This window comes from Halomonas sp. (assembly GCF_033549285.1).
GTDB lineage: Bacteria > Pseudomonadota > Gammaproteobacteria > Pseudomonadales > Halomonadaceae > Halomonas.
Genome location: NZ_JAWSUJ010000008.1, coordinates 31,428 through 56,934, shown reverse-complemented (window position 1 = coordinate 56,934; position 25,507 = coordinate 31,428). Strand labels below are relative to the sequence as shown.

General features: G+C 63.2%; 22 protein-coding genes and 3 pseudogenes. 21 read left to right on the top strand and 4 right to left on the bottom strand.

Features of this window, described 5'->3' with window-relative positions; genetic code table 11:
* Positions 1–203: 203 nt before the first annotated feature.
* A pseudogene (locus SCI24_RS21540) lies at positions 204–525 on the top strand (IS481 family transposase); the annotation flags it as partial.
* Positions 526–648: 123 nt separating this feature from the next.
* Positions 649–1,005, top strand: a pseudogene (locus tag SCI24_RS21535) (integrase core domain-containing protein); the annotation flags it as partial.
* A 417-nt stretch (positions 1,006–1,422) separates the two neighbouring features.
* On the opposite strand, the gene SCI24_RS03395 reads toward SCI24_RS21535, so the two are convergent.
* Positions 1,423–1,899, bottom strand: coding sequence for a pilin (locus tag SCI24_RS03395; protein WP_412928946.1), 477 nt, complete (start codon positions 1,897–1,899; stop codon positions 1,423–1,425).
* Positions 1,900–2,274: 375 nt separating this feature from the next.
* Here SCI24_RS03395 and pilB point away from each other — a divergent pair, with 375 nt between their 5' ends.
* On the top strand, positions 2,275–4,071 hold the full coding sequence (gene pilB / locus SCI24_RS03390) for a type IV-A pilus assembly ATPase PilB (RefSeq protein WP_412928937.1): 1,797 nt from the start codon (positions 2,275–2,277) through the stop codon (positions 4,069–4,071).
* 140 nt (positions 4,072–4,211) lie between these two features.
* Complete coding sequence (locus SCI24_RS03385) at positions 4,212–5,447, top strand: type II secretion system F family protein (RefSeq protein WP_318724004.1); 1,236 nt, start codon at positions 4,212–4,214, stop codon at positions 5,445–5,447.
* A 200-nt stretch (positions 5,448–5,647) separates the two neighbouring features.
* On the opposite strand, the gene SCI24_RS03380 is transcribed toward SCI24_RS03385, so the two are convergent.
* Positions 5,648–6,646: an IS5 family transposase gene (locus SCI24_RS03380; RefSeq protein ID WP_318724003.1), complete on the bottom strand. Its 999-nt coding sequence runs from the start codon at positions 6,644–6,646 to the stop codon at positions 5,648–5,650.
* 156 nt (positions 6,647–6,802) lie between these two features.
* Positions 6,803–7,201: pseudogene (locus tag SCI24_RS03375) on the bottom strand (heavy metal translocating P-type ATPase); the annotation flags it as partial.
* Positions 7,202–7,488: 287 nt separating this feature from the next.
* On the opposite strand from SCI24_RS03375, the gene SCI24_RS03370 reads away from it, so the two are divergent.
* Entirely contained in the window at positions 7,489–8,265 is a 777-nt protein-coding gene (locus SCI24_RS03370; RefSeq protein ID WP_318724002.1) for a hypothetical protein, read from the top strand.
* Between the two features lie 142 nt (positions 8,266–8,407).
* On the opposite strand, the gene SCI24_RS03365 is transcribed toward SCI24_RS03370, so the two are convergent.
* On the bottom strand, positions 8,408–9,451 hold the full coding sequence (locus SCI24_RS03365; RefSeq protein ID WP_318724001.1) for a GlxA family transcriptional regulator: 1,044 nt from the start codon (positions 9,449–9,451) through the stop codon (positions 8,408–8,410).
* A gap of 102 nt (positions 9,452–9,553) precedes the next feature.
* On the opposite strand from SCI24_RS03365, the gene SCI24_RS03360 reads away from it, so the two are divergent.
* From SCI24_RS03360 to npdG, 16 genes are all read left to right on the top strand, one after another.
* Positions 9,554–10,672: a TauD/TfdA family dioxygenase gene (locus SCI24_RS03360; RefSeq protein WP_318724000.1), complete on the top strand. Its 1,119-nt coding sequence runs from the start codon at positions 9,554–9,556 to the stop codon at positions 10,670–10,672.
* Positions 10,669–11,256, top strand: a complete 588-nt coding sequence (locus SCI24_RS03355) for an HD domain-containing protein (RefSeq protein ID WP_318723999.1) — start codon at positions 10,669–10,671, stop codon at positions 11,254–11,256. The genes SCI24_RS03360 and SCI24_RS03355 overlap by 4 nt, the downstream gene beginning before the upstream one ends.
* A complete protein-coding gene (locus tag SCI24_RS03350) occupies positions 11,253–12,851 on the top strand; it encodes a 5-guanidino-2-oxopentanoate decarboxylase (RefSeq protein WP_318723998.1) in 1,599 nt (532 codons plus the stop codon). The genes SCI24_RS03355 and SCI24_RS03350 overlap by 4 nt, the downstream gene beginning before the upstream one ends.
* A gap of 35 nt (positions 12,852–12,886) precedes the next feature.
* Complete coding sequence (locus SCI24_RS03345) at positions 12,887–13,828, top strand: glycine betaine ABC transporter substrate-binding protein (protein ID WP_318723997.1); 942 nt, start codon at positions 12,887–12,889, stop codon at positions 13,826–13,828.
* Between the two features lie 55 nt (positions 13,829–13,883).
* Positions 13,884–15,095, top strand: coding sequence for a pyridoxal phosphate-dependent aminotransferase (locus SCI24_RS03340; protein ID WP_318723996.1), 1,212 nt, complete (start codon positions 13,884–13,886; stop codon positions 15,093–15,095).
* Positions 15,092–15,889: an amino acid ABC transporter ATP-binding protein gene (locus SCI24_RS03335; protein WP_318723994.1), complete on the top strand. Its 798-nt coding sequence runs from the start codon at positions 15,092–15,094 to the stop codon at positions 15,887–15,889. Before SCI24_RS03340 ends, SCI24_RS03335 begins: the two co-directional genes overlap by 4 nt.
* Positions 15,890–15,922: 33 nt before the next feature.
* Positions 15,923–16,696, top strand: coding sequence for a transporter substrate-binding domain-containing protein (locus SCI24_RS03330; RefSeq protein ID WP_318723993.1), 774 nt, complete (start codon positions 15,923–15,925; stop codon positions 16,694–16,696).
* 81 nt (positions 16,697–16,777) lie between these two features.
* Positions 16,778–17,485 (top strand): ABC transporter permease subunit, encoded by a 708-nt coding sequence (locus SCI24_RS03325; protein WP_318723992.1) that lies wholly within the window; start codon positions 16,778–16,780, stop codon positions 17,483–17,485.
* A gap of 1 nt (position 17,486) precedes the next feature.
* A complete protein-coding gene (locus SCI24_RS03320; RefSeq protein WP_318723990.1) occupies positions 17,487–18,212 on the top strand; it encodes an ABC transporter permease subunit in 726 nt (241 codons plus the stop codon).
* Positions 18,213–18,227: 15 nt separating this feature from the next.
* Positions 18,228–19,664, top strand: coding sequence for an aldehyde dehydrogenase family protein (locus SCI24_RS03315; RefSeq protein WP_318723989.1), 1,437 nt, complete (start codon positions 18,228–18,230; stop codon positions 19,662–19,664).
* A 369-nt stretch (positions 19,665–20,033) separates the two neighbouring features.
* Complete coding sequence (gene cofG, locus SCI24_RS03310) at positions 20,034–21,161, top strand: 7,8-didemethyl-8-hydroxy-5-deazariboflavin synthase CofG (protein ID WP_318723988.1); 1,128 nt, start codon at positions 20,034–20,036, stop codon at positions 21,159–21,161.
* A 27-nt stretch (positions 21,162–21,188) separates the two neighbouring features.
* The gene (gene cofH, locus SCI24_RS03305; protein WP_318723987.1) at positions 21,189–22,409 is read left to right on the top strand and encodes a 5-amino-6-(D-ribitylamino)uracil--L-tyrosine 4-hydroxyphenyl transferase CofH; all 1,221 of its coding nucleotides are present in this window, start codon (positions 21,189–21,191) and stop codon (positions 22,407–22,409) included.
* Complete coding sequence (cofD, locus tag SCI24_RS03300) at positions 22,406–23,371, top strand: 2-phospho-L-lactate transferase (protein ID WP_318723985.1); 966 nt, start codon at positions 22,406–22,408, stop codon at positions 23,369–23,371. The genes cofH and cofD overlap by 4 nt, the downstream gene beginning before the upstream one ends.
* A complete protein-coding gene (gene cofC / locus SCI24_RS03295; RefSeq protein ID WP_318723984.1) occupies positions 23,368–24,069 on the top strand; it encodes a 2-phospho-L-lactate guanylyltransferase in 702 nt (233 codons plus the stop codon). Before cofD ends, cofC begins: the two co-directional genes overlap by 4 nt.
* Complete coding sequence (gene cofE / locus SCI24_RS03290) at positions 24,006–24,845, top strand: coenzyme F420-0:L-glutamate ligase (protein ID WP_318723983.1); 840 nt, start codon at positions 24,006–24,008, stop codon at positions 24,843–24,845. Before cofC ends, cofE begins: the two co-directional genes overlap by 64 nt.
* Positions 24,842–25,507, top strand: coding sequence for an NADPH-dependent F420 reductase (gene npdG, locus SCI24_RS03285; RefSeq protein WP_318723982.1), 666 nt, complete (start codon positions 24,842–24,844; stop codon positions 25,505–25,507). Before cofE ends, npdG begins: the two co-directional genes overlap by 4 nt.

Here is a 25,507-nt window from a genome sequence, read left to right as displayed (position 1 = left end):
AGTAAATTGACCCAGTATCGGCCGACGATCACGGCTGGGCCGGCGTCAGATCTATATTCTCAATAGTTATGGAGTGACCGCCCATAAGCCGAATGGGGAATAAGTCAACCGACTACTCAGTCGCCTGATGACATCGAAGCGGGCCGATACTGGCAGCCTCTCGGTTCAGCACCCTCTTTCGGCACCCTGATGAATGAGGCGGGCTCACGCCCGAGCAGGAGGATGTGCTGGTCGCGGCTCGCGAATTCCTTCGCCTCGGCCTGGATGATCTCCTCCTCATGGCGCGTGAGTTCCTGAACCCTCGCCTGCCACGCTCCGGGCTGCATCGCATGCTCCAGCGGCGCGAGGTGCCGACGCTGGCGGAACTGGCTCGGCAGGACGCTGGCGATGATGGGAAGCCTCGGCACAAGCCCTTCAAGGACTACGAGCCAGGCTTCGTGCATATCGACATCAAGCACTTGCCTAAGATGCCCGACGAGCAGCAGAAACGCTACCTGTACGTCGCCATCGATCGCGACACACACGGTGTCTGGCATAAGCTGAGTGGAGGCAGCCATCGTCGGTCTCCTTGTGATGATGTGGGTCACACAAGGATCTCTTAGGCCACGATGGCTGCCGCTAACCAGAATGTTCCGTAGGTACTACGGCAAATCCTTCACCGATCGCTTCACACGTGCAGGTGAGCGCAAGCCCAGCGGCCGGCATCCGTTTGACCAGGCGTGCCAGGCCCATGCTATCGAACACCGCCTGATCAAGCCGGGAAAGCCGCAGACGAACGGCATGGTGGAACGCTTCAACGGCCGTATCAGCGACGTGCTTGCGACTCGGCGCTATACCTCAGGCGAGGACCTGGAGCAGACGCTCAAACGCTACACGTGGCTGTACAATCACCACATCCCGCAGAAGGCACTGCACCATCAATCACCAATTGCGGTAATGAAGGAATGGCAGGCCAAACGTCCAGAGCTATTTACCAAGCGGATGGTCAATCACACGGGACCCGACAGGTACTACGGAAAATCGTTCACCGATCGCTTCACGCGGGCAGGGGAGCGCACACCCAGTGGCCGCCATCCCTTCGATCAGGCGTGTCAGGCCCATGGTATCGAACACCGTCTGATCAAGCCTGGACGGCCGCATCAGCGACGTGCTAGCGACTCGGCGCTTATACCTAAGGCGAGTACCTGGAGCAGACGCTGAAACGCTACATGGTGGCTGTACAATTACCACATCCCGCAGAAGGCGCTGCACCATCAATCACCCATTGCAGTGATGAAGGAATGGGAGACCAAACGTCCTGAGTTATTTACCAAGCGGGTGTTTAATCACACGGGACCCGCCAAGTAAGGAGAAAACAGCCCACACCCTCAACGAACTAAAAGCCGGCACGTTGTGCCGGCTATAAAAACTAACAAAAGAAAATCATGGGCATTGAGTAGCGTAAGCAGCCGAAGCAGTAGTTGCGCAGCCCCAAATCCCACTATTACCAGTGAAAGTATAGGTTACAGTCTGGCCATCTATCAAATTACTAGCATCTTTAGCACCTGCAGTACCAGCAACATCAGCACCAAATTCATAAGCCAAGGTCACGCTCCCACCACTTGCGGTAGAATAAATACTTGAGTTGATATCATCTGGAATAGAACCATAAGCACCTTCTCGCTGAAGACCCAAACTTCCTATTGCACTAGACGCATCAAGCTTTCCAGACGCAAACAGTTCTTGAATTGTTACCTTCGAACCACCTAGCAATGAGTGTGCTTCAGCGAACTGGGATCTAGCTACATACTGTTGATATCTTGGTATGGCAATTGCAGCCAAAATACCAATAATAGCTACCACAATCATCAATTCGATCAGGGTAAAACCGCCCTGCCCGGTCTTCACGTATTTCTGCATGCCCTGTTTCTTCATGGCCCTGCCCCTTGCTCCTGTCCGCCGTGGCGCGTCTGGCGTATGCCTTCTTCTCGCCGCCCGTGCGGGTTCACGTTAGGTGGTCAGGATGAGCCGTCTCAGCCTTGCCCGGCCACCGGGTTCATCGGGCGTCATGCTGCCCGGTATGGGTTACATTAAGTTACGGTCTGCAACCCTGCAAGGGGTATTGTAGCTGAAAGGTGAGTGAGTAGCAGGAATTTCATACCAGCGTATGAGCCAAAGTGCGAGGAAAAGGTTGAATCCGCCTGGCGTGGCGCTGGGCGGGGGTAGGCCACAGGGGCTAGAATCAGCGCAGACGACGAACTCCTGCTGCACCTTGCCGCAACATCATGAGGCGCCATGAACGATTACCGTCCCCCATCCCCGGAAATGCCCCCGGCCACCCCTGAGCCAATGACCTCGCCGCTGCATGGCGCCACCCACCGCAGCGGGTTGCGTGGGCTTGCCCGGCGACTGGTTACTGACGGCCTGTTGGGCGAGGCGGCGGCGGTGCGAGCCGAAAGCGAGGCCCGTGAGTCTGAGCTGTCGCTGCTCGAACACCTGATCGAGGCGGGCATGGTTCCAGCACGCAAGGCCACGCTGACTGCCGCCTGGGAATATGGCCTTCCGATCATCGATCTGGATGCCATCCGCCTGGAGAGTCTTCCTCCGGCGGCGGACTACCCGGACAAGATCCTGCGCCGGCTGGGAGTACTGCCGCTGGTACGACACGGCCATCGGCTCACCGTGGCAGTCCCCTACCCCTCCACCCTGGCATTGCTGGACGAGCTACAGTTCGCCACCGGCCTTACGCCAGAAGGGGTACTGGCCCCAGTGGACCAGCTCGGCCCGGTGCTTGAAGGGTACCTGGCTCGAAACGAGCGCAGCATGCTCGATGAGCTAGCCGACGTCGACGACGCCGTGGGCCAGTTGGCCTATGACGAGGGGGTAGTTGACGCGACCGATGAACAGGCAGCAGTGGCCGCGGCTGGAGACGACGCGCCCATCGTCAAGTTCGTTAACAAGATCCTGTTGGACGCCATCCACCGCGGTGCCTCGGACATCCACTTCGAGCCCTACGAGACCAGCTACCGGGTGCGCTTTCGCATCGACGGCATCCTCCACGACGTGGCCCACCCGCCCTTCGCCATGCGCTCGCGTATCTCAGCGCGCCTCAAGGTGATGTCGCGGCTGGATATCTCGGAGCGCCGCCTACCCCAGGACGGTGCCATCAAGCTCAAGCTCTCCACCACCCGCTCAATCGACTTTCGTGTCAACTCGCTGCCCACAGTCTACGGCGAGAAGGTGGTGCTGCGAATCCTCGACCCCAGCTCGGCGCAGCTGGGCATCGAGCAGTTGGGCTTCACACCAGAACAGAAGGCGATGTATGAGGGTGTGCTCGACGATCCCCAGGGCATGATTCTTGTCACCGGCCCCACCGGTAGCGGTAAGACGGTGACCCTCTACACCGGCATTAACATCCTCAACCAAGTCGAGCGCAACATCTGCACCGCCGAGGATCCAGTAGAGATCAAGGTGCCAGGGGTCAACCAGGTTAACGTGTTGCCTAAGATCGGCCTGACCTTCGCCAGTGCCTTGCGCGCCTTCCTACGCCAGGACCCGGACGTAGTAATGGTCGGCGAGATCCGCGACCTGGAGACCGCCGAGATCGCCGTCAAGGCATCCCAGACTGGCCACCTGGTGCTTTCCACAGTGCACACCAACTCGGCGGCGGAGACCCTGACCCGCCTGGCCAATATGGGCGTGGCACCATTCAATATCGCCAGCTCGGTAAGCCTTATCATCGCTCAGCGCCTGGCACGTCGACTGTGCAAGCGTTGCAAACAGCCGGCGGACATACCCCGCGAGGTGTTGTTGCAACAAGGCTTCACGGAAGACGAAGTGGCCGACGCCACCATCTACGAGCCCGTGGGCTGTAAACATTGCACCCAAGGCTTCAAGGGCCGGGTAGGCATCTACGAGGTGGTGCCGATCAGCGACGACATGAGCCACCTGATCATGACCCAGGGGAACTCCCGAGACTTCGATACCCAGGCGCGCAAAGAAGGCCACCCGGACCTTCGTAGAAGCGGGCTCTTGAAGGTAATGCAGGGGCTGACCAGTCTAGCCGAGGTCAACCGGGTAACGAAGGACTAGCGCAAAGCGGCAAAGCGGCAAAGCGGCAAAGCGGCAAAGCGGCAAAGCGGCAAAGCGGCCAGGGTACGATAGTGCCTGAGACTGAACAATAACGACTCTCAGTGCGAATAACACCACAACGCAGGGACGGGACTATGAACATGGCAACGAAGCCCATGCGCAAGGCACAGAAGACCAAGCTCTACCGTTGGCGCTGGAGCGGCAAGGGACCCAATGGCCGCAAAGTGGGCGGGGAAATAATTGCCCCAAAGAAGGCCGAGGTAGAAAAGGTCCTGTCCGGCCAGAACATCATGGTCAAGCAGATCCGCCGCAAGAGCGGTTTCGGCGGCGGCATGGGCAAGATCAAGCCTCGCGACATCATGCTCTTTGCCCGACAGATGGCGACCATGATCCGCGCCGGTGTGCCGGTGCTGCAGGCCTTCCAGGTGGTGGCGGAGAGCCTAAAGAAGCCGGCCATGAGCGCCATGGTGCAGGAGCTGATGAACGATGTGGCGGCCGGTTCCAGCTTCTCGGAGGCCCTCAAGCGCCATCCCCAGCACTTTGACCGGCTTTTCGCCAATCTAGTGGAGGCCGGGGAACAGTCCGGCTCTCTGGACACCATGCTCGAGCGTGTAGCGACCTACAAGGAGAAGATCGAGTCGCTCAAGAGCCGTGTCAAGAAGGCACTCTGGTACCCAGCGGCGGTCATCGCGGTGGGCTTCGCCGTTACCGCCCTACTTCTGATCAAGGTGGTTCCGCAGTTCGAGAGCCTCTTTCACGGCTTCGGCGCCGAGCTACCTGCACCAACCCGTGTCACTATCGCCCTCTCAGAGTTCGCACAGCAATACTGGTGGTGGGGCTTATTGGGTACAGCAGGTTTCATCTTCTTCATCCGCAGCGGCATGAAGAAATCCGAGGCCTTCCGCTACAAGATGCATGCTTTGTCGCTGCGGATCCCGGTGATCGGCGACATTCTCGACAAGTCCTCGGTGGCTCGCTATTCGCGGACGCTGGCTACCACATTCGGCGCCGGCGTACCGCTGGTGGAGGCGCTGGAGACTGCCGAAGGCGCGGCGGGCAACATGGTCTACGAACGTGCCATCGCCCAGATCCGCGAGGACGTGGCCACCGGCCAGCAGCTCAACTTCGCCATGCGTCTCACCGAGCAATTCCCGGCACTGGCAGTGCAGATGGTAGGGATCGGCGAGGAGGCTGGCTCACTGGACGCCATGCTCAACCGCGTAGCGGATTACTACGAGGAAGAGGTCGACAACAAGGTCGATACCCTCACTTCGCTGCTCGAACCATTCATCATCGTGGTGCTCGGCGTGTTGGTCGGCGGCCTGGTGATTTCCATGTACCTGCCAATCTTCGAGCTGGGTAGCGTGATCGGGTAAAGCCACCAGGAGGACAGACAACCGTCGTCCTGGGGACTTATCAATCGTCCACGTCTGGATCTAAGGAACCACTGATCAATTCGTCTCTGAGTAGCTGAAGGGCTCAGAGTGGTCCAATCAACACGTCAGCGATCCTTTTCTGACCACCTCAGGTGGTCTGTTTTCCCTGGCAGCCGGGGTAACCGGCTGCCAGGCCAGATTCAAGGCGCACTGGCCCCGTTAACTCGGCCCTTGCATCGTGTCGACAGCACCAGATTGGCCAGCCCGAACAGGCTGAAGAGTTGCGCCTGGTTCTTGGCCAGCCCCTTGTAACGCACCTTCCGGTAGCCGAAAAGGTTCTTGATGACATGAAACGGGTGCTCGACCTTGGCACGGATGCTGGCCTTGGCCTTCTCGATCGCCAGCAGCAGCGTTTTCATCAGGCTGTCATCCATCTTCTTGATGGCGCCACGCTTGGCGGCAACACAGCACCGGGAATCCGGGGCATCCTTCTCTTCGTCGAGATGCTTCCACATACCGGTGTAGCCCGCGTCGCCGTATACCTGCTTGTCATCGTCCCGGACCAACTGGCCCGCCATGGTGACATCGGCGACGTTGGCCGAGGTAGCGGCGACGCTGTGGGTCAGTCCGGTGACCGCATCGACGCCGATGTGGGCCTTCAGGCCGAAATACCACTGGTTGCCCTTCCTGGTCTGCTTCATCTCCGGATCGCGTTGCTTGGCCTTGTTCTTGGTAGAGGGCGCGGCCGCCACGATGGTCGCGTCGACGATGGTGCCCTCGCGCATGAACAGACCTTTCTCGGCCAGATGGGCGTTGATCTCCTCGAAGATCCGCTGGGTCAGGGCATGCTTCTCCAGCAGATGACGGAAGCGCAGCAGTGTGGTCGCGTCCGGCACGCTCTCGATGGCCAGATCGATACCCACGAAGTCGCGCATCGCCTGACTGTCGTAGATGGCATCCTCCAGCGCCTCATCGGCCAGCGCATACCACTGCTGGAGGAAGTAGATCCGCAGCATGCGCTCCAGGCCGATGGGAGGCCGGCCGCGCTTGCCCACCGCGTTCGGGAAGTAGGACGGCGACAGCGCATCGATCAGCCGTTGCCACGGCACCAGGGCCTCCATCTGGGACAGGAATCGCTCTCGACGGGTAACCTTCTTCTTGTTCTGGTGCTCTGCCTGGGCGAACGAGATCTGCTTCATCGGATGGCTCTGTCAGACGGTGGTGGGATGGTCAGATTCTACCCCGGCGGAGCCAATCAGGCAGCTGCGCCGGGATTTGTGCAGCGTTTCCCTAATGCCGCAGTTACGGGCAGGAATCCGCAACGGCAGCCCCAAAGGACTCAGTCGGCACGCTGATCATTGAGCCAATACAACAGCGGTACCAAGTAAAGAGCGATAGTTCAGCAGGTACAGGGCGTTCAGGGTCACCAGCATGGCGCCGTCGGTGTCCGCCTTCACGGCGATCCACATGTCGGTGATGCCCAGCGCCGTGCTGACCAGGAAGATGGCGTGGAGGCTCAGCGGCAGAGCAACGTTGGTCTTGACGTTGCGCAGCGTTGCCCGGGACAGGTCAATCAACTCGGCGACGCTTATGATGCGGTTCTTGAGCAGGGCCGTATCCGCGGTCTCCAGCGCCACGTCGGTGCCACCGCCTATGACGATGACGACGTCGGCCGCCGCCAGGGCCGGGGCGTCGTTGATCCCGTCACCCACCTTGCCGACCGGTCCGCGTCCGATGGCCTGCCATTCCTGCACGTATCACGCGGGACCCGACATAGGGAAAGGCCATGGATGCTAGCCCAAGATGCCTGAGTCCATAGCACATTTGCTCCATCTTTTGGGATCAGATGATGAATCGTATCCCCCCATACCATATTTCACCCAGCTTTTGTGAAAGTGCGGCCGACGGCAGACTCACGCGCAGATGCGTCCCATAACATATTTCATCCACTTTTTGGGAATTGGAGGGTTCAGCCAGCTTCCCTATTCACCAAGGTGTTTGTTGTACCGTGGATGTGCCACATCGAAACTAGGAGAAAACGATGAGCACATTCACCTACCACCACTACTCCCCTTTCAACAAGAAGTATCTCCGTGTTGCAAAGAAGCAGCTCGGCTTCCCCAAAAAAGCTCCGGTGGAACGGGAAGTGATGAGCCTTATACTTGATGACCCGCAGATTCTCTATTCGATCAATTCAGAAATATTTATGCTCGAGTGGTTCCATGAGAAGACTGGCCACGTGATCATCCCCTCTCCCTCCGTTTCCGTACGGGTAAGTAATTTTGAAGCTGCACCATCCCTCAAGGGCGCATGGCGTTGGCCAGTTGAATTCACCACGGTTTCACTCCCGCATGGCCTTACATTCGGCGGCCATCAAGTCGAAGGGATATTGGTAGGTTGGCTGAAATCTTCAGATATTGCAGACTACAAGAACGAACTGCTCCGCCACCACAATGTTGAGAAATGGTCTGAGCCATTGGAAGACCGAGATTGGCGCCTCATTGTGGCAATCCCTAATCCCGTGGAAGAAAATCCAGTCCACCATCCAACAATGCTGCTAACGTCGTTAACATCCTCGGAAATCAATTATTTCATGGAAAGCGACGTATTGGCTCCCTTGGAAGGCTGGGCAGACCCACTGGAAGATGAGGAGTATGTTATCCTTCGCGCGGCCGCAAAGTATGTTATTTCGATGGGCACCTACATGACATCGCATCCAGATGCAATAAAAATGGAAAAGCCGAAATGGCTGAAGAACAGGGATAAAAATAATAAAAACAAAAAGTGGCTGACGGTAGAGGACCATTTAGCGCGATAACAGAAGTAGGGCCGCTTCTCGTAAGGGGACCGGCCCGTTCCCGATGTAAAACAGCCAGCATCAAAAAACTCGACCATCCAGGACCCCGCACCTACACATACTGATTCGCTTGGAACTGCAGGCCGCCATCCGCGCAGCCAAATCAAAAGCACATTGAGCTTTCATCTTGAGGCTCCATGACACTGCTACCTCGCACGGCAGTAACACTTGGCGCTTCATCGAAGCGACGCCGGTAGGCTCGGGTGAAGTGCGCCGGCTGGGTAAAGCCGGTGGCCAGGGCCGCCTCGGTCACGAGACAGCGGCTATCCGCCAGCAGTTGGCGTGCACGGTCGAGACGCATCCCCAGATAGCACTGCTGCGGGGTCTCCCCGAAATGGCGCTGGAACAGTCGCGTCAACTGACGCTGAGACTGCCCCACCAGCAGGCACACCTCGGGGATCGGCAGCGCCTGGGCCAGGTTGGCCTCCATCACGGCCAGCGTCCGCACCACGCTGCGTGGTAGTTCCCGATACCGGTGTTGCTGACTGCCGCCACCATCGCCTCGCGCCCTTTCATGGACCAGCTGCCGCCCCACGGCATCGGCCAAGGCCGGCCCGTATGCTCGCTCTATCCACTCCAGCATCATGTCGATGCTCGCCGCCCCACCCGAGCCCGTCAGCCGCGTGGTATCGAATTCAAAGCGCGCTGGACTGATGTCCAACTCGGGGAACTCGAGACGAAAAGCCGGCACGCTCTCCCAGTGCAGTGCCACCCGGTGCCCCTCCAGCACTCCCGCCCTCGCCAGGATGAAGGGGGCAGTGTCCAGCCCACCCAGCCAGCCGCCATGGGCAGCGATGCGCCGCAGCACCGCGCGGTCCTGAAAGCGAACCGTTGCCTCCGCCTCGTAGGAGGAGACGACCATCAGGCGCGTTATGTCCTCAAGCGACTCCAGCGCGCCGTCCACGTCGATGCGCACGCCATTGCTGGCCACCACCGCTTCACCGTCCGCCGAGAGTAGCCGCCAGGCGAAGAGATCACGGCCGAAGCGATTGGCCACACGCAGCGGCTCGAGCAGGCAGAACAGGGTCAGCATGGAGAAACGCGGCACCAGCCATACGTTGAGGGTATGTTCGGCCTGCTCCGGCGTCAGCAGCGGTGGGGAATCGGGGCGTGGATAGGGCCACGCCGTTTCTGGAAAGTCTGCCATGGCGAACAGACTCAAGCCTGTGGCCAATTTAATCAAGTGATACCCGGCAGCGCCGGTTATGGTGGAACGCGACCCCGTAGCACAGTCCGTGGAGACGCCGCCATGACACACGTCACGCCCCTGGCCAATCGCCGACGCCTGGCCATCGAACACCACGGCCAGCGTGGTGAATTCGCTGCCCTGTGGCTGCGCGAACGAAGCCCGGATGCCAAGACCCTGGACCCGCGCACCGGCCAGCGCCTGATCGAGGCCGCCGAGCTGCCGCTGGACCTGAGCATCGAGTCCGCCGAGGTGGCGGAAGACCAGCTTCGCCTGTGCTTCAGCGACGGTCATTGCACCGCTTTCGACCTCGCGGCGCTGTTCGACGATCAGGCCAGCGATCCGCCCCGGAAACTCTGGGATGCAGCCGGCGCACCGCGCCCCGAGGCCGACTTCAGCGCTGCCCTCGAGGACGACCAGGCGCTGTCGGAAATGCTCGAGGCACTGCATCGCGATGGCTTCGTGATCGTCTCCGGGGTTCCCATCGAGACGGACGGCATGCAGCCATTGATCGACCGTATCGGTCCGCTACGGCGCACCAACTGGGGGGGCATCGCCGACGTCAAGTCGGTGGCCGATGCCTACGACCTGACCATGACCCAACGGGGCCTGGAGCCGCACACGGACAACCCCTACCGCGACCCCATTCCCGGCTACATCTGGCTGCACTGCCTCACCAATGCCGCCGAGGGCGGTGACAGCACCCTGGCCGATGGCTTCATGGCGGCCCGGCTGCTGCGCGAGCGAGATCCCGCTGCCTACGCTTGCCTGACCCGGGTCACCCCCGGCTTCCGCTATCGCGACGCTGACACCCACCTGGAGAGCGAGGGGCCACTGATCGAGCTGGACAGCCACGGCGAGCCGGTTCGCGTGCGCTACTCCAACCGCACCGAGAGAGTTCCGGCCCTGCCCGCCGAAGAGCTTGAAACGTTCTACGCCGCTCGCCGGGCCTTCTATCAGCTGATCACAGGCCAAGAACTGACCCTGCAACTCAAGCTCGACCCGGGCCAGATGTTGATCATGGATAACTATCGGCTGCTGCACGGTCGCCGCGCTTTCCAGCTCGCCGATGGCGTTCGCCATCTGCGTCAGGGCTACGTCGACCGCGACAGCACGGCCAGCCGCCGCCGCGTGCTGCGAAAGCAACTCGCCACTTCCCAAGCCCAAGGAGTCCCTGCATGAATCAGGCCCGCTTCCGCCACTTTGGCGAGGCCCAGCGCGACGACTGGGCACTGATCGATGACCGTTTCCGCGACTATGTCGCCGATGCGCCGCGCCGGGTGCTCGACCACCTTCACCGCCTGGCCGGCGACCACCACGGCTATCCGGTAGATCGCTACGAGCACAGCCTGCAGACGGCGACCCGGGCGCTGCGCGACGGCGCCGACGAGGAGATGATCGTCTGCGCGCTGTTGCATGATATCGGCGACGACCTGGCGCCGGCCAACCATGCCGAGATTGCTGCGGCCATCCTCGAGCCCTTCGTCGATCCGCTCAACGCCTGGATGATTCGCCATCACGAGCTCTTCCAGGGCTATCACTACCGCCACTTCTTCGGCCAGGATCCCCACGCCCGCGAGCAGTACCGCGACCATCCGGCCTACGAACGCACCGTGCGCTTCTGCGACCACTGGGACCAGGCCAGCTTCGACCCCGACTACGACACCCTCCCCCTCGAGCACTTCGTGCCCATGGTGGAGAAGGTGCTGGGACGCACACCCCGCGGCGGGCTGCCCAAGCCGCTCCCCGAGGAGGCACTGCGATGAGCCGGACCTGCGCCCAACAGCTGCTGCGCCTGCTGGAAGCCTATGGCGTGGATACCGCTTTCGGCATCCCCGGGGTACACACCATCGAGCTCTACCGCGCGCTGGGCGACAGCGCGCTCCGCCATGTCACCCCACGCCACGAGCAGGGTGCCGGTTTCATGGCCGACGGCTACGCCCGGGCCAGCGGCCGGCCGGCGGCCTGCTTCATCATCACCGGCCCCGGCATGACCAATATCGCCACCGCCATGGGCCAGGCACTGGCCGATTCGGTGCCGATGCTGGTGATCTCCAGCGTCAACCGCCGCGACACCCTGGGGCGCGGTCAGGGGCGCCTGCACGAACTGCCCAGCCAACAACAGACTCTGGCAGGCGTCAGCGTCTTCAGCCACACCCTGCATGACCCGGCGGCGCTGCCGGAGATCCTGGCCCGCGCCTTCGCGATCTTCCGTGGCGCACGCCCCGGGCCGGTGCATATCGAGATTCCGATCGACCTGTTCGATGCCCCGGTCCCCGAGTCTGCGCCGCGCCCGATCGAGGTATTTCCCCCGGCACCCGCCCCGGCCGCCATTGCGCGTGCCGCCGAATGGCTCACCAGCGCCGAGCGCCCCCTGCTGCTGCTGGGCGGGGGCTGCGTGGCCGCCCCCGACGCCGCCCGCGAACTGGTGGAGCGCCTGCAGGCCCCGACGCTAACTACCATCAATGCCAAGGGCGTGCTGGGCCGGGATCACCCCCAGGATCTGGGGGCCACCGCCAGCCTGCCCGCCTCACGCCGACTGGCGGCCGAAGCTGACGTCATCCTGGCCCTGGGTACCGAGCTTGGCGAGACCGACTATGACCTGGTGTTCGACGAGGGCTTCCGCCTTACCGGGCGGCTGATCCGGGTGGACATCGACCCCCAGCAACTGGGCCGCAACCACGCCGCCGATCTGGCCCTGGTGGCCGACGCCGGCGAGACCCTGACCGCTCTGATACGGGCGCTGCCCGACGCTCGCGCCGACGATGGTCGTGCCGCGGCGGTTCGCCGTGAGCTGGCCCTGGCCGAGGACCCCGAGCTGGCCCCCTATGTGCCGCTCTACGCCACCCTGCAAGCAACCCTGCCCGACGCGATCCTGGTCGGTGACTCCACCGGGCCGGTTTACGCCGGCAACTTTCTCGCCTCTTTGCCCGCGCCACGTCGCTGGTTCAATGCCGCCACGGGCTACGGCACCTTGGGCTATGGCCTGCCCGCCTCCCTGGGCGCCGCCCTCGCCTGTCCGGAGCGTCCCATCGTGGCACTGGTCGGCGACGGTGGCCTGCAGTTCGTGATCGGCGAGCTGGCGACTGCCCGCGACCTCGACCAGCCCGTGGCGGTGGTGATCTGGAACAACCAGGGCTACGACGAGATTCGCCGCTACATGGCCATGCACGAGGTGCCCCAGCTTGGCGTCGACCTGACGGCGCCTGATTTCGCCGACCTGGCCGCCGCCTATGCCTGCCGCTACCGGCAGGTGGACGACCCGGCAACCCTCGGCGACGCCCTGGGGCAGCTGGGCGCGGCGCGCTCACCGCTGCTCATCGAGGTGGATGCCGAGGCCTGGATGGCAGCCACTCGATAACCGCGACCGACAACCCACCAACAAGGATCCCCGACATGCGTAGACCCGCCCTCCTGACCACCCTGGCTCTTTCCAGTCTGCTGCCGCTCGGCGCCCAGGCGTCGCAGGATGCCAACGACGAGCTGCGCCTGGTGGTACCTCCCTGGCCGGGAGTAACCGTCAAGTCGGAAATTTTCGCCCAGCTGGCCGAACCGCTGGGCTACCAAGTCGAGGCCCTGGAGATCAGCTCAACGGTGGGGTACCAGACCCTGCAGAGCGGCGAGAGCGACGCCTTCCTGGCCGGCTGGCTGCCTTCCCAGCAGAAAAGCTACGACGCCGCCATGGAGCAGGGCAACATCGTCGATCTGGGCAACAACGTCACCGGGGCCCGCATGGGCTTCGCGGTACCGGGCTATGTCCATGATGCCGGCGTCACCCACGCCGAACAGCTGGCCGACCCGGACATTCGCGAGCGCTTCGGTGCCGAGATCTACTCCATCGAGAGTGGCTCCACGGTCAGCGACCACCTCCACGGTGCCGTCGAGGCCGACACCTACGGGCTCGGCGACTGGACCCTGCGGGAGTCCTCGACGCCGGGGATGCTGGCCGAGGTGGATGCCGCCAAGCGCGATGAGCGCTGGATCCTCTTCTACGGCTGGACGCCCCACTGGATGGCGCCGGTGCATGACATGGAGATCCTCGACGATCCGGCGGGGGTATTCGGCGAAGACAATGGCCGCAGTGACGTGCGCACCATCGTGGCCCGTGACTACCACGAGGCCCACCCCAACATGGCCCGCCTGCTGGATCAGTTTGAACTGACCGCCGACGAACAGAGCGCGTTCATCCAGGCATACAGCCTTGAGGAAGGCGAACTGGAGAGCGTCGCCCGCGAGTGGCTGCAGGCCCATCCCGAGCGGGTGGCGAGCTTCATCGACGGCGTCAACACCCGTGATGGCGAGCCTGGCCTGGCGGCGGTTCGCGCCAGCCTGAAGTGATGCCTACCGGGCCGGCGGAACGCCGGCCTCAGCGCTTCCGACAGTGAGGAATGCCATGCGCTATTCACGACTGACCGACCGCATCGCCGGCGAAGGGGCTGCGGCCTGGGATATCCACTACCGCGCCCTGGACCGTCAAGCCGCCGGCGAGGAGATCACGGTGCTCTCGGTGGGCGACCCCGACTTCAACACCCCGGCGCCCATCGTGGAGAGCGCCGTCGCCAGCCTGCGCGGCGGCGCCACCCACTACCCCGACGTGCAGGGCAAACTGGCGCTCCGCCAGGCCATTTCCGCCGACTATCGCCGTCAGGGCCTCGAGGTGGGAGCTGACAATGTCATTGTCATGGCCGGCGCCCAGTGCGGTCTCTATGCCGCCGCCCAGTGCCTGCTCGACCCCGGCGACGAAGTACTGGTACCCGAGCCCGGCTATGTCACCTACGAGGCGGTACTGCGCGCCACCGGTGCCGAACTGGTGCAGGTGCCGCTGCGCGGCGAGGCGGACTTCCGCCTGGAGCCGATGGCCCTGGAGGCGGCTATCACCCCGCGCACCCGGGCCATCCTGCTCAATAGCCCCCACAACCCGACAGGGCAGCTGATCGACGCGGCGACATGGGAGGCCATCGCCGAGCTGTGCCGGCGTCACGACCTGTGGCTGATCTCCGACGAGGTCTATGCAGAGCTGATCTTCGAGGGCGAGCACCTCTGCCCCGCCACGCTGGCTGGCATGGCCGAGCGCAGCGTGGTGATCAGCAGCCTCTCGAAGTCCCATGCCATGACCGGCTGGCGTCTGGGCTGGATAGTGGGCCCCGAACCGCTGATCCACCATCTGACCCACCTGGCGCTCTGCATGCTCTATGGCTGCCCGGACTTCATCCAGGACGCCGCCTGCGCCGCTCTCGAGGCACCTCCCGCCGAGCTCGGTGCGATGCGCGAGGTTTACCGGGCACGCCGCGACACGGTCTGTGAGGCGCTCGCTGAGAGCCCAGCGGTCATGGCGATCCGCCCGCCGGCGGGAATGTTCCTGATGGTGGATATTCGTGCGACCGGCCTCTCTTCGCAGGCCTTCGCCGATCGCCTGCTCGATGAGGAAGGTATCTCGGTGCTCTCCGGCGAGGCCTTCGGGCCCTCGGCGGCGGGCTTCGTGCGCCTCAGCCTTACCGTGGAGGCCGAGCGCCTGGCCGCGGCCAGCCACCGCCTGGCGGCCTGCGCCGAACGTGCTCGTGCCGAACTGTCACCCACCCAGGCCTCGGAGGCCTCTTGCCTATGACATCATCGCTAGAGCGCTCCCCCTGTCCGCAGGCCGCCACCGCCCCAGCGGTGGTAGCCGACCACCTGATCAAGCAGTTTGGCGATCTGGAGGTGCTCAAGGGCGTCTCCCTCGAGGTTCCCGAAGGCACCGTCACGTCCATCATCGGCGCCAGCGGCTCCGGCAAGAGCACCCTGCTGCGCTGCATGAACCTGCTGGAAAGGCCCGACCAGGGCGAGCTGGCGATTGCGGATGAGGCGATTCGTTTCGCCCGCAATCCCCAGGGCGACATCATCGGTCTGGACCGGCGCCAGCTGCAGCGGCTGCGCGCCAAGGTCACCATGGTTTTCCAGCAGTTCAATCTTTGGCCCCACCTGACCGTGCTGGGCAACGTCATCGAGGCCCCCATGCGCGTTAAGGGGCTCTCCCGCAAGCGCGCCACCGCGCTGGGTGAGCATTACCTGGAGCGGGTGGGCATGGCCGACCGACGCGACGCCTACCCGGCCTTCCTCTCCGGCGGCCAACAGCAGCGCGTGGCCATCGCCCGGGCGCTGGCCATGGAGCCGCGGCTGCTGCTCTTCGACGAACCCACCTCGGCGCTGGACCCGGAACGGGTCAACGAAGTGCTCGGAGTGATCCGCGGCCTCGCCGACGAGGGCCGCACCATGCTGCTGGTCACCCACGAGATGCACTTTGCCCGAGAGGTCTCCGACCAGCTGGTCTATCTCGACCAGGGGCGCATCGCCGCCTCGGGCACCCCGGATGACGTCTTCGATGATCCCCGCTGCCGCCAGTTCATGGCACCGGCAGCCTGAACGCTCCACCAACCACAACGACAGGAGAAGTCGATGAAATTCCCGATGATGATTGCCACCGCGGTAACCGCCCTGGGCCTTGGCCAGACTGCCCAGGCCAGTGATCCCCTCCAGGTGGGCATCTCCGGCGAACCCTATCCGCCCTTCACCTACAAGGCCGCCAGCGGTGACTGGACCGGCTTCGAGGTGGAACTGGCTCACGCGATCTGCGCGGCCATGGAGCGCGAGTGCGAGATCGCGCCCACTGGCTGGAGCGGCATTATCCCCTCGCTCAAGGCCGGCCGCATCGACATGATCATGAATTCCATGTCGATCACCGAGAAGCGCCAGCGGGTCATCGACTTCACCCGCCCCTACTACTTCACCCCGGGCTCCTACGTGGCGGCCAGCGAGCGCGACCTCGACATCCCCGACGGCCTGGACGGCCTGGTGATGGGCGTACAGAGCGCGACCACCAACGCCACCTATGCCCGGCGTGAACTGCGCGACAGCGGCGTGGACATCCGCCTTTACGACCAGGCAGAGCAGGTCAACAACGACCTGCTGGCCGGGCGCCTGGACGTGATCCTGGCCGACGAGATCGCCATGGTGCAGTTCCTCGAGCGCGACGAGGCCGAAGGTTTCGAGATCAAGGCCACCGCCCCGCAACACGCGGCCTATGGCGAGGGTATCGGGATCGGTCTGCGCCAGGAAGACGACGCCCTGGAAGCCGACCTCAACGAGGCGGTCGCCGCGGTGATCGAGGACGGCACCTGTGCCAGCCTTTCCAAGGAGTACCTGGGCACCGACGTCTGCGTCTACGACTGAGCCCCAGCCGCCAGTCATCGCACCCCCCGACGCTTCCGGCGTCGGGGGCGCTTCGTCCTGTGACCAAGGAAAGACTCGACCATGACTGCCATGACACCGGAGGGGCTCGGCGACTGGGCCGGGCCCATCCTGAGCGGCGCCCTGACCACGTTGCAGATCGCCGTGCTGGCCTACGCCATCGGCCTGGTGCTGGGGTTGCTGGGGGCCGGCGCCAAGCTCAGCCCCTGGGCGCCCTTACGTGGCGTGGCCACCGCCTACTCGACGCTGATCCGGGCGGTACCCGAGCTGCTGCTGATCATTCTGCTCTACTATGCCGGTCCCCAGGCGCTGGATGCCTTGCTGGCACGCCTGGGAATCGCCGGCGCCGTGCAGATCACCGGCTTCGCCACTGCCGTGGGCGTGCTGGCCTTCGTCCAGGGGGCCTACATGACCGAGGTGTTCCGCGGCGCCATCCTGGCCATCCCGCTGGGCCAGCTGGAGGCCGCGGACGCCTTCGGCTTCTCTCGCTGGACCCGTTTTCATCGCTTCATATTGCCGGCCATGTTGCCCAACGCCCTGCCGGGCATGTCCAACCTGTGGCTGATCCTGATCAAGGACACCGCCCTGATCAGCGTGATCGGCTTCAATGAACTGTTCTTTACCATCCAGCAAGCCGCCGCCAGCAGCCGCGCCTACTTCCTCTTCTATGCCGCCGCCGGCGTCATCTACCTGCTGATGACCCTGACCTCCACGGCGCTATTCGCCCGCCTCGAGCGCTATGTGCGCCGTGGCCAACCCACGGAGGCCTGAGATGGACTTTTCCTGGCTGAGCGATCCCTTCTATCAGGGCTACCTGTGGGAAGGCTTCGTCAATACCCTGTGGCTGCTGCTGGTCTCTTCAGTGGGCGGTCTGATCCTCGCCGTGGGGGTGGCCCTGGCCCGACTTCGCGGTCCGCGTCCTCTCGTCTGGCTGGCCTGGGCCTTCACGACCGTGATCCGTGGCACCCCGCTGCTCGTGCAACTGTTCTTCTTCTACTACGGGGTGGGACGTCTGCTGGAGGGGGTGCCGGGCATGCGTGACAGCGTCTTCTGGCCGCTGCTGCGTGACCCCTTCTTCTTCGGCGCCCTGACCTTCATCCTCAGTGTCGGCGCCTACTCCGGCGAGGTGATCCGTGGCGCCATGCAGAGCGTGCCTCGCGGCGAGCTGGAGGCCGGACGCGCCTTCGGTCTCTCCGGTTTCCAGGTGCTCTATCGGTTGTGGCTGCCACGGGCCATCCAGCTTTGCCTGCCGACGCTGACCGGCGAGATGATCCTGCTGCTCAAGTCGGTCCCCCTGGTCTCCACCATCGCCCTGATGGACCTGCTGCAGGCGGCCAATATCATTCGCGACGAGACCTTTCTGGTCTACGAGCCCCTGCTGCTGATCGCCGGCATCTACCTGGCCACCACCATCGTGCTGACCCTGCTGCTGCGCCTGGTGGAACTGAACTTCCCCGGCATGCGCCCGACCCGGCGCCGCTGGTTGCCCATTCGCTGAGCACGACGAGGCCTTATGCACGTATTGACCAAGCAGTTTATCGACAATGCCTGGGTAGCCAGCCGCGCCGAGGCTCGTCTCCCGGTGCTGGACCCATTTCGCGAGGCGGTGATCGGTGAGGTGACCCGCGGCGACCCGTTGGATGTCGATGCGGCGGTGGCGGCCGCACGCCGCGCCTTGCCCGACTGGCGCGATACCCCAGAAGCCCGACGCGGCGAGCACCTGGACGCCATCGCCGCGGGGCTCGAGGCACGCCGCGAGGGCCTGGCCGAACTGTCGAGTCGCAACAACGGCAAGCCCCTGGCCGAGGCCCACCAGGACCTGGACGACGCCATCGCCTGCTATCGCTACTACGCCACCCAGGCCCGGGCTCTGGGCGAGCGCCAGGGCCAGACCGATGCGAGCGGCATCGAGGGACTTTCGGCACGCCGTTACTGGGATCCCGTCGGCGTGGTGGGGCTGATCACCCCCTGGAACTTTCCCCTGGTCAGCAGCGCCTGGAAGCTGGCTCCAGCGCTCGCCGCCGGCTGCACGGTGGTGTTCAAGCCCTCTGAGGTCACGCCCCTGCCAGAGCGGGTGCTGGCGGAGGTCGTGATGGAGGCAAGGCTGCCCCCGGGGGTGGTCAACCTGCTGCACGGCGACGGCGAAGGAATCGGCGCCCCCTTGAGCCGCCACCCTGGCATCGACAAGCTCTCCTTCACCGGCAGCAATCCGGTGGGCGAGAAGGTGATGCACGCCGCCGCCAGCGGGGTGCTGCCCGTCTCCCTGGAGTTGGGCGGCAAGTCGCCGATCCTGGTCACTGAAGATGCCGACCTGGAACTCGCCCGCGACCTGGTGATGGCCGGCATCTGCTACAACGCCGGCCAGATGTGCTCCGCCACCAGCCGGCTACTGGTGCACGAGCGGCTGGCGGATGACCTGTATGCGGCCATCGACGCCGCCATGGGTGCACTGCGTCCGGGCAACCCCCTGGCCGAGGGGGCGGATATGGGGCCGCTGGTCAGCGCCACGCAGCGCGATCGGGTACGGGGCTATCTGGACATCGCCGACCGGGAGGGTCTGCATAGCAAGACGTCCACCCCCGCCCTGCCCGAGCATGGGTTCTTCGTGGCGCCGCGTCTCTACCGTGACGTGCCGCCCAGCAGCCGGTTATGGCGAGAGGAGATCTTTGGGCCAGTCCTGTGTGCACGGCGGGTCGCCGACGACGAGGAAGCCATCGCCCTGGCCAATGATAGCGATTTCGGTCTGGCGGCCACCGTGGTGGCCGGTGACCCTGACCGCGCCGAGGCCATCGCACGGCGTCTGGAGGTGGGCAACGTCTGGTGCAACTGCGACCAGGTAGCCCCGCCCCACTCTAGCTGGGGCGGCATGAAGCGCAGCGGCATCGGACGCGAACTTGGACAGGCAGGACTCGACGCCTATCTCGAGCCCAAGCGTATCACCCGCCCCTGACTACCTGAAGCGCCGCACTCGATCATAAATACGGCAACCCTGACTGCCTCTCCGCTCCTCACGCCCCTAGCGTACAGGCTCGCCCGAGTCTAAGTGGTGGGGTGGGTACCATCCGGTTGCCTCTCACTGTACTGCGAGGCATTCGGCCTAGGTACCTGCCGAGCTCATACCCCAGCGCCCCCCCTTCCCCGCCCCCCGGCACATCTCACCGCATCGAGCATGGCGGCAGCTGCTGGCACTCCCGGGATTTCTCTCAAGAAAAAATTTGACCAAATGGAAAAATATGGTCTAGTGTCTTATTTACCGTTTGGTAAAAAATGCCACACACCAAACAATTGAAGCGCACAACAAAAACAGGAGCGCACACCCATGCTGACTCGCTCAGAAGCCTTGGCGCTTGAGACGGCGTCACCTCACGAGCTCAAGAAACATTCCGAACGTGCTGCTCAGTTGCGTGATGCGCACTGGGGAAAGACCTTAACTTACTCGCGCAAGGTTTTTGTTCCGCTCACTAACATGTGCCGCGATGACTGCGGTTACTGCACCTTCGTCAAGAAGCCGGGATCACCCGATGCCAGGATCATGACTCCCGACGAGGTCATGGCCGTGGTCAAGGAAGGCGAACGGCTGGGTTGCAAGGAAGTACTTTTCAGTCTCGGAGAGAAGCCGGAATTGCGCTACCCGGAGGCCCGCGAGGCCCTGGGACGCCTGGGCCACGAGAGCATGATCGATTACCTGATCGAGATGTGCCGACGCGTGCTCGAAGAGACCTCGATGCTTCCCCATGTCAATGCCGGCACCCTCTCCGACGAGGAGATCGCTCGCCTGAAGCCAGTCAGCGTCAGCATGGGCATGATGCTGGAAAACATCAGCCGTCGACTGCTGCAGCGGGGGCAGGCCCACTACGCATGTCCTGACAAGGTGCCGGTTCAACGACTGCGCACCCTAGAGCGCGCCGGACACCATGGTATTCCCTTCACTACCGGCATCCTCATCGGCATTGGCGAGACTTGGGAGGAGCGTGTCGACAGCCTGATGGCCATCAACGCTCAGCATCGCCATTACAGCCATATTCAAGAAGTCATCGTTCAGAATTTCCGTGCAAAACCGGGCACCGCCATGGCCAACCACCCGGAGCCTGACTTGAATGACATGGTCCGAACCCTGGTTCTGGCGCGCCTGCTGCTGGATCCCTCGATTAGTCTGCAGGCCCCACCCAACCTGGAGTCGCGCTTCGCGGCCTATATCGGCGCTGGTATCAATGACTGGGGGGGTATCTCCCCGGTGACCATCGACCATATCAATCCGGAGCGGGCCTGGCCCCAGATTGATGCACTGCGGCAAGCCACTGCTCGCTGCGGATACGACCTCGAGGAGCGACTGGCGATCTATCCGCGCTACCTGGCGTTTCCGGAACACTTCCTCACCGCCCCACTAGCTGCTCGGCTTGATGACATCAAGCGCGATGATGGTCTGGCACTGCAACAGTGCATCTAAGACCCCGCCTTCAACAGGAGCTACCCCATGCAGACAACAACAACTCAACTCCATATGTTCGGTCGCCAGCCTGCTGAGTTGGCCAGCCACAAAGTAAGTAGAAGGACCCGGCAGCTGCTGGAGAGCGTCCTGTCAGGCCATGAGCTCAGTGAGACCGATGCCATTCACCTCTTCCAAGTCGAGGGAGCCGACCTGGATGCCCTGACGGCCACCGCCAACGAGGTTCGCCGTCGTCGGGTAGGCGACGATGCCACTTTCGTCATCACCCGCAACATCAACTACACCAATGTCTGTTATATGGGCTGTCGCTTCTGCAACTTCGCCAAGCGCAAGGATGATCCCGAGGCAGAGTTCTTCGATCTCGACGAGATCGTGCGCCGGGCTCAGGAAGCTTGGGACAAGGGTGCCACTGAGGTGTGTATTCAGGGGGGGCTACATCCGAACATCCCTGGCCACTTCTATCGGGATATGCTCAAGGCCATCAAGGCGGTCCTCCCGGATATGCATATCCACGCTTTCTCACCCTTCGAGATCTGGTTCGGTGCCAACAAGAGCCGCCTCTCTTACCGCGACTTTATCCGCGACCTGGTAGACAACGGTCTAGGCTCCATGCCCGGCACCGCGGCCGAGATCCTCGATACCGAGGTGCGCAAGCAGCTGACCCGCGACAAGCTGACCACAGACCAGTGGGTGGAGATCATCACCACGGCTCACGAGGAAGGACTGCCGACCACTTCGACTATTATGTACGGCCATATCGATGGCCCCGAGCACTGGGCCGCACATATCGCCCTGCTCCGCGATATTCAGAAGCGCACTGGTGGGTTCACCGAGTTCGTGCCGCTGGGATTTGTGCACTACAAGACACCACTCTTCCTCGAGCACGAGGGCGTTCGTCCGGGCCCTACACGACTCGAGCATATCCGCATGCATGCCGTGGCACGCCTGATGCTGGACGGCTGGATCGACAACATTCAGGCCTCCTGGGTGAAGTTGGGGCCGGACCTTGCCCGCCAGATGTTGGCGGCCGGCGTCAACGACATGGGTGGCACCCTGATGAACGAGAGTATCTCGCGGGCCGCAGGCGGTGAGCATGGTCAAGAGATGCTCCCCGACGAGTTGGCGACCATGATTCGCGACATGGGCCGTCGCCCAGTGCGTCGCAACACCATCTACCAGACCGTGGAGACCTTCGACGATCCAGTCGCTAGCACGCCTCAGCGTCACGCCGTGGGAGGTCTGGCATGACGCCCCGCATCACACTGCTGGCCGGCGGCGTGGGGGGTGCCAAGCTGGCCGAGGGGCTGGCCGCCATCTACCCTCCCGAGCGACTATCGATAATCGGTAACGTGGCCGATGACCAAGAGTTCCACGGCCTCTGGGTCTCCCCGGATATCGATACCCTGACCTACAGCCTAGCGAACCTGATCGACCGAAAGCAGGGCTGGGGACTGACCGGCGAGAGCCACCGTGTGCTGGCGGGGCTCGAGCGCCTGGGCTGTGAAACCTGGATGTCACTGGGTGACCAGGACATGGCGACCCACATCTTTCGCACGCAGCTGCGCCACCAGGGTATTCGCCCCAGCGCCATCGCCCAGAAGATCGCCGAGTCCCTGGGCGTGACGATCAACCTGCTGCTGCCCACGGATGATCCGCTGCAGACCCGGGTGAGAACCGAGCAGGGCTGGCTGGCCTTCCAGGAGTACTTCGTACGGGAGCGCTGCCTCCCCGAGGTTCAGGAGGTCCGCTTCGAGGGTGCCACCGAGGCACGCGCGACACCCGAGGCCCTGGCAGCCATCAAGACGGCCGATATCGTACTGATCGCCCCCAGCAACCCCGTGGTCAGCATCGCGCCTATTCTCGCTGTGCCAGGCATCCGCCGCGCCCTAGAGACGACGCGTGCCGTTAGGGTCGCCGTTTCACCGCTGATCGGCGGGCGCACCGTCAAGGGACCCGCCGATCGCATGCTGAGCGCCATGGGCTATCCCTGCAGCAACCTAGGCGTCGCCGCCAGCTATACGGGCCTGCTCGATGGCCTGGTTATCGATCAAGACGACGGTGCCGACCGCGCTGAACTGGAAGCCAAAGATCTGCGCGTCATGACCATGGCAACCCTAATGACCCGGGCCGAGGAGAAAGCACGCGTAGCCGAGGAGACCATCGCCTTCGCCGACACCTTCCGACGGGAGCGGGAGGAGGTCGAGGCATGACTGAGAAGCCGCTGATCGTCATCCCGGTCAAGGCTTTCAGCCTGGCTAAGAGTCGACTGGGCCAGAAGCTCTCGCCAGGCCACCGCTCGGCACTGGCTCGCCGTCTGTGTGAACACACCCTGCACTTCCTTGCCAAGTGGTTCCCAGACCATGACCGCCTGGTGGTTACTGCATCTCCAGCGATCGCCCGACTAGCACGGCGCCATGGTGCCAGAGTTCTCGAAGAGCCCGTGGCAGAAGGCCTCTCGATGGCGGCACAGCGTGCCGCTGAATGGGCCTGTCAGCAGGGCTATCAGGCCCAACTGCTGATCCCCGCGGATATCGTCCAACTCGACGAGACGGAGATCCGCAGGCTGCTGGGAGCCCAGGAACAGGGCGAATGTGCGGTGATCTGCCCGGCCAGTGATGGCGGTACCAACGCCCTGCTGACCTCACCCCCCGACGCGCTGCCGTTTCGATTTGGCCCTCGCTCAGCCGAGGCCCATCGCGAAGCGGCCCTGCGGCGAGGACTCCCCTGCCAGGTGCTGGAGCTGACGCATCTGCGCTTCGACCTGGACACCCCCACGGACCTTAAAACCCTGGATGCGTTGATCCAACACCATGGCGGCGAGACGCCGCAGGAGCTGAAGAAGCTATGGAATCTGTGCATGACACCTTGCGAGATGACGCCCTGGGCAGCCTGGCTGACGACGCCCTGATGACATCGGGACACGTCAACCTCCTGGCACTACCGGGCATTCCTGACATCCATCCGGGAGATGACCTGGCCGCGATCTTGATCGAGAGCCTGCGCCGTCGTGACATGACCCTGAGAGAGGGGGACATTTTGGTGATCGCGCACAAGGTGATCTCCAAGGCGGAGGGCCGGGTGGTGGCACTAGCCGATATCACTCCAAGTGCCGAGGCCGAGACGCTGGCCAAGCAAGTCAACAAGGATCCCCGCAAGGTGGAGGCGATCCTAGGCGAATCGACCCGTGTCGTACGTGCCGTGAAGCGCCCCGAACAGGACGAGGGCACTCTGATCGCAGAGCACCGGCTGGGGTTCATCTGCGCCAACGCCGCTGTGGATGAGTCCAACGTCGGCGCCGAGGAAACCATCATCCTGCTGCCGCAGGATCCCGATGCCAGCGCCGGGCGCCTATGCGAGCGCCTCGAGGCGGCCTTCGGGGTACCCCTGGGCATTGTGGTCACAGACACCTTCGGCCGCCCCTGGCGCATGGGCCTGGTCAACGTGGCCATCGGTCTCGCCCGAGTGCCCGCGCGCATCGACATGGTAGGCGAACGAGACGCTTTCGGTCGCGTGCTCTCCGTCACCATGCCGGCACTAGCCGACGAGCTGGCAGCCGCTTCGGGCCTGGTGATGGGCAAAAGCGACAAGACGCCGGTCGTGCTGTTCCGCGGCATCGATTGGCAACCCTGCGACAGTTCAGCGAACGAGCTGATAAGACCCCAACAAGAGGACCTGTTCCGATGAGCATTGCAATTCTTGGCGGTACCGGCCCGCAGGGCCGAGGCTTGGCTCTGCGTTTCGCGCGCGCCGGCACCCCGGTAGTGATCGGCTCCCGCGACGGTGCACGCGCCCAAGGCATCGCCGACGAGCTAAACGCCCAGCTCGATGGGGCTGCCAACATAAGCGGTAAAACGCTTCGTGAAGCCGTGGTGGCCGCCGACGAAATGGTGATCCTTGCCGTTCCCTACAGCGCTCACGACGTCACCCTCGAGTCAATTCGCGACCTTCTGCCCGGCAAAATTCTGATCGACATCGTAGTGCCGCTGGCAGATGGCGACCCCAAGAAGGTCGATATGCCCACCGCCGGCTCGGCCACCGAGGCGGCCCAGGCCCTGCTGGGTGAGGCAATTCCCGTAGTAGGTGCGCTCCACAACGTCTCAGCGGCGACCCTTAACCAGCTGGATCATCACATCAACTGTGACGTCCTGGTTTGCGGTAACGACCTGGCAGCAAAAGAAAAGGTAATCGAACTTATCCGTCAGCTTGACGTTGCGGCCTACAACGCAGGCCCCGCGATCAATGCGCGCTGCATTGAGGCAATTACGCCAATTCTGATCCGTCTTAACATCTCCAAAAAGGTTCCCTTTACCCATGCGGGTATTCGTATCTGGGCACCCGACGCCTAA

Excerpts from the sequence above, each read along its gene's own strand:
- SCI24_RS03395 (WP_412928946.1), bottom strand. The coding sequence starts at position 1,899 with ATGCAGAAATACGTGAAGACCGGGCAGGGCGGTTTTACCCTGATCGAA.
- pilB (WP_412928937.1), top strand. The coding sequence starts at position 2,275 with ATGAACGATTACCGTCCCCCATCCCCGGAAATGCCCCCGGCCACCCCT.
- SCI24_RS03385 (WP_318724004.1), top strand. The coding sequence starts at position 4,212 with ATGGCAACGAAGCCCATGCGCAAGGCACAGAAGACCAAGCTCTACCGT.
- SCI24_RS03380 (WP_318724003.1), bottom strand. The coding sequence starts at position 6,646 with ATGAAGCAGATCTCGTTCGCCCAGGCAGAGCACCAGAACAAGAAGAAG.
- SCI24_RS03370 (WP_318724002.1), top strand. The coding sequence starts at position 7,489 with ATGAGCACATTCACCTACCACCACTACTCCCCTTTCAACAAGAAGTAT.
- SCI24_RS03365 (WP_318724001.1), bottom strand. The coding sequence starts at position 9,451 with ATGGCAGACTTTCCAGAAACGGCGTGGCCCTATCCACGCCCCGATTCC.
- SCI24_RS03360 (WP_318724000.1), top strand. The coding sequence starts at position 9,554 with ATGACACACGTCACGCCCCTGGCCAATCGCCGACGCCTGGCCATCGAA.
- SCI24_RS03355 (WP_318723999.1), top strand. The coding sequence starts at position 10,669 with ATGAATCAGGCCCGCTTCCGCCACTTTGGCGAGGCCCAGCGCGACGAC.
- SCI24_RS03350 (WP_318723998.1), top strand. The coding sequence starts at position 11,253 with ATGAGCCGGACCTGCGCCCAACAGCTGCTGCGCCTGCTGGAAGCCTAT.
- SCI24_RS03345 (WP_318723997.1), top strand. The coding sequence starts at position 12,887 with ATGCGTAGACCCGCCCTCCTGACCACCCTGGCTCTTTCCAGTCTGCTG.
- SCI24_RS03340 (WP_318723996.1), top strand. The coding sequence starts at position 13,884 with ATGCGCTATTCACGACTGACCGACCGCATCGCCGGCGAAGGGGCTGCG.
- SCI24_RS03335 (WP_318723994.1), top strand. The coding sequence starts at position 15,092 with ATGACATCATCGCTAGAGCGCTCCCCCTGTCCGCAGGCCGCCACCGCC.
- SCI24_RS03330 (WP_318723993.1), top strand. The coding sequence starts at position 15,923 with ATGAAATTCCCGATGATGATTGCCACCGCGGTAACCGCCCTGGGCCTT.
- SCI24_RS03325 (WP_318723992.1), top strand. The coding sequence starts at position 16,778 with ATGACTGCCATGACACCGGAGGGGCTCGGCGACTGGGCCGGGCCCATC.
- SCI24_RS03320 (WP_318723990.1), top strand. The coding sequence starts at position 17,487 with ATGGACTTTTCCTGGCTGAGCGATCCCTTCTATCAGGGCTACCTGTGG.
- SCI24_RS03315 (WP_318723989.1), top strand. The coding sequence starts at position 18,228 with ATGCACGTATTGACCAAGCAGTTTATCGACAATGCCTGGGTAGCCAGC.
- cofG (WP_318723988.1), top strand. The coding sequence starts at position 20,034 with ATGCTGACTCGCTCAGAAGCCTTGGCGCTTGAGACGGCGTCACCTCAC.
- cofH (WP_318723987.1), top strand. The coding sequence starts at position 21,189 with ATGCAGACAACAACAACTCAACTCCATATGTTCGGTCGCCAGCCTGCT.
- cofD (WP_318723985.1), top strand. The coding sequence starts at position 22,406 with ATGACGCCCCGCATCACACTGCTGGCCGGCGGCGTGGGGGGTGCCAAG.
- cofC (WP_318723984.1), top strand. The coding sequence starts at position 23,368 with ATGACTGAGAAGCCGCTGATCGTCATCCCGGTCAAGGCTTTCAGCCTG.
- cofE (WP_318723983.1), top strand. The coding sequence starts at position 24,006 with ATGGAATCTGTGCATGACACCTTGCGAGATGACGCCCTGGGCAGCCTG.
- npdG (WP_318723982.1), top strand. The coding sequence starts at position 24,842 with ATGAGCATTGCAATTCTTGGCGGTACCGGCCCGCAGGGCCGAGGCTTG.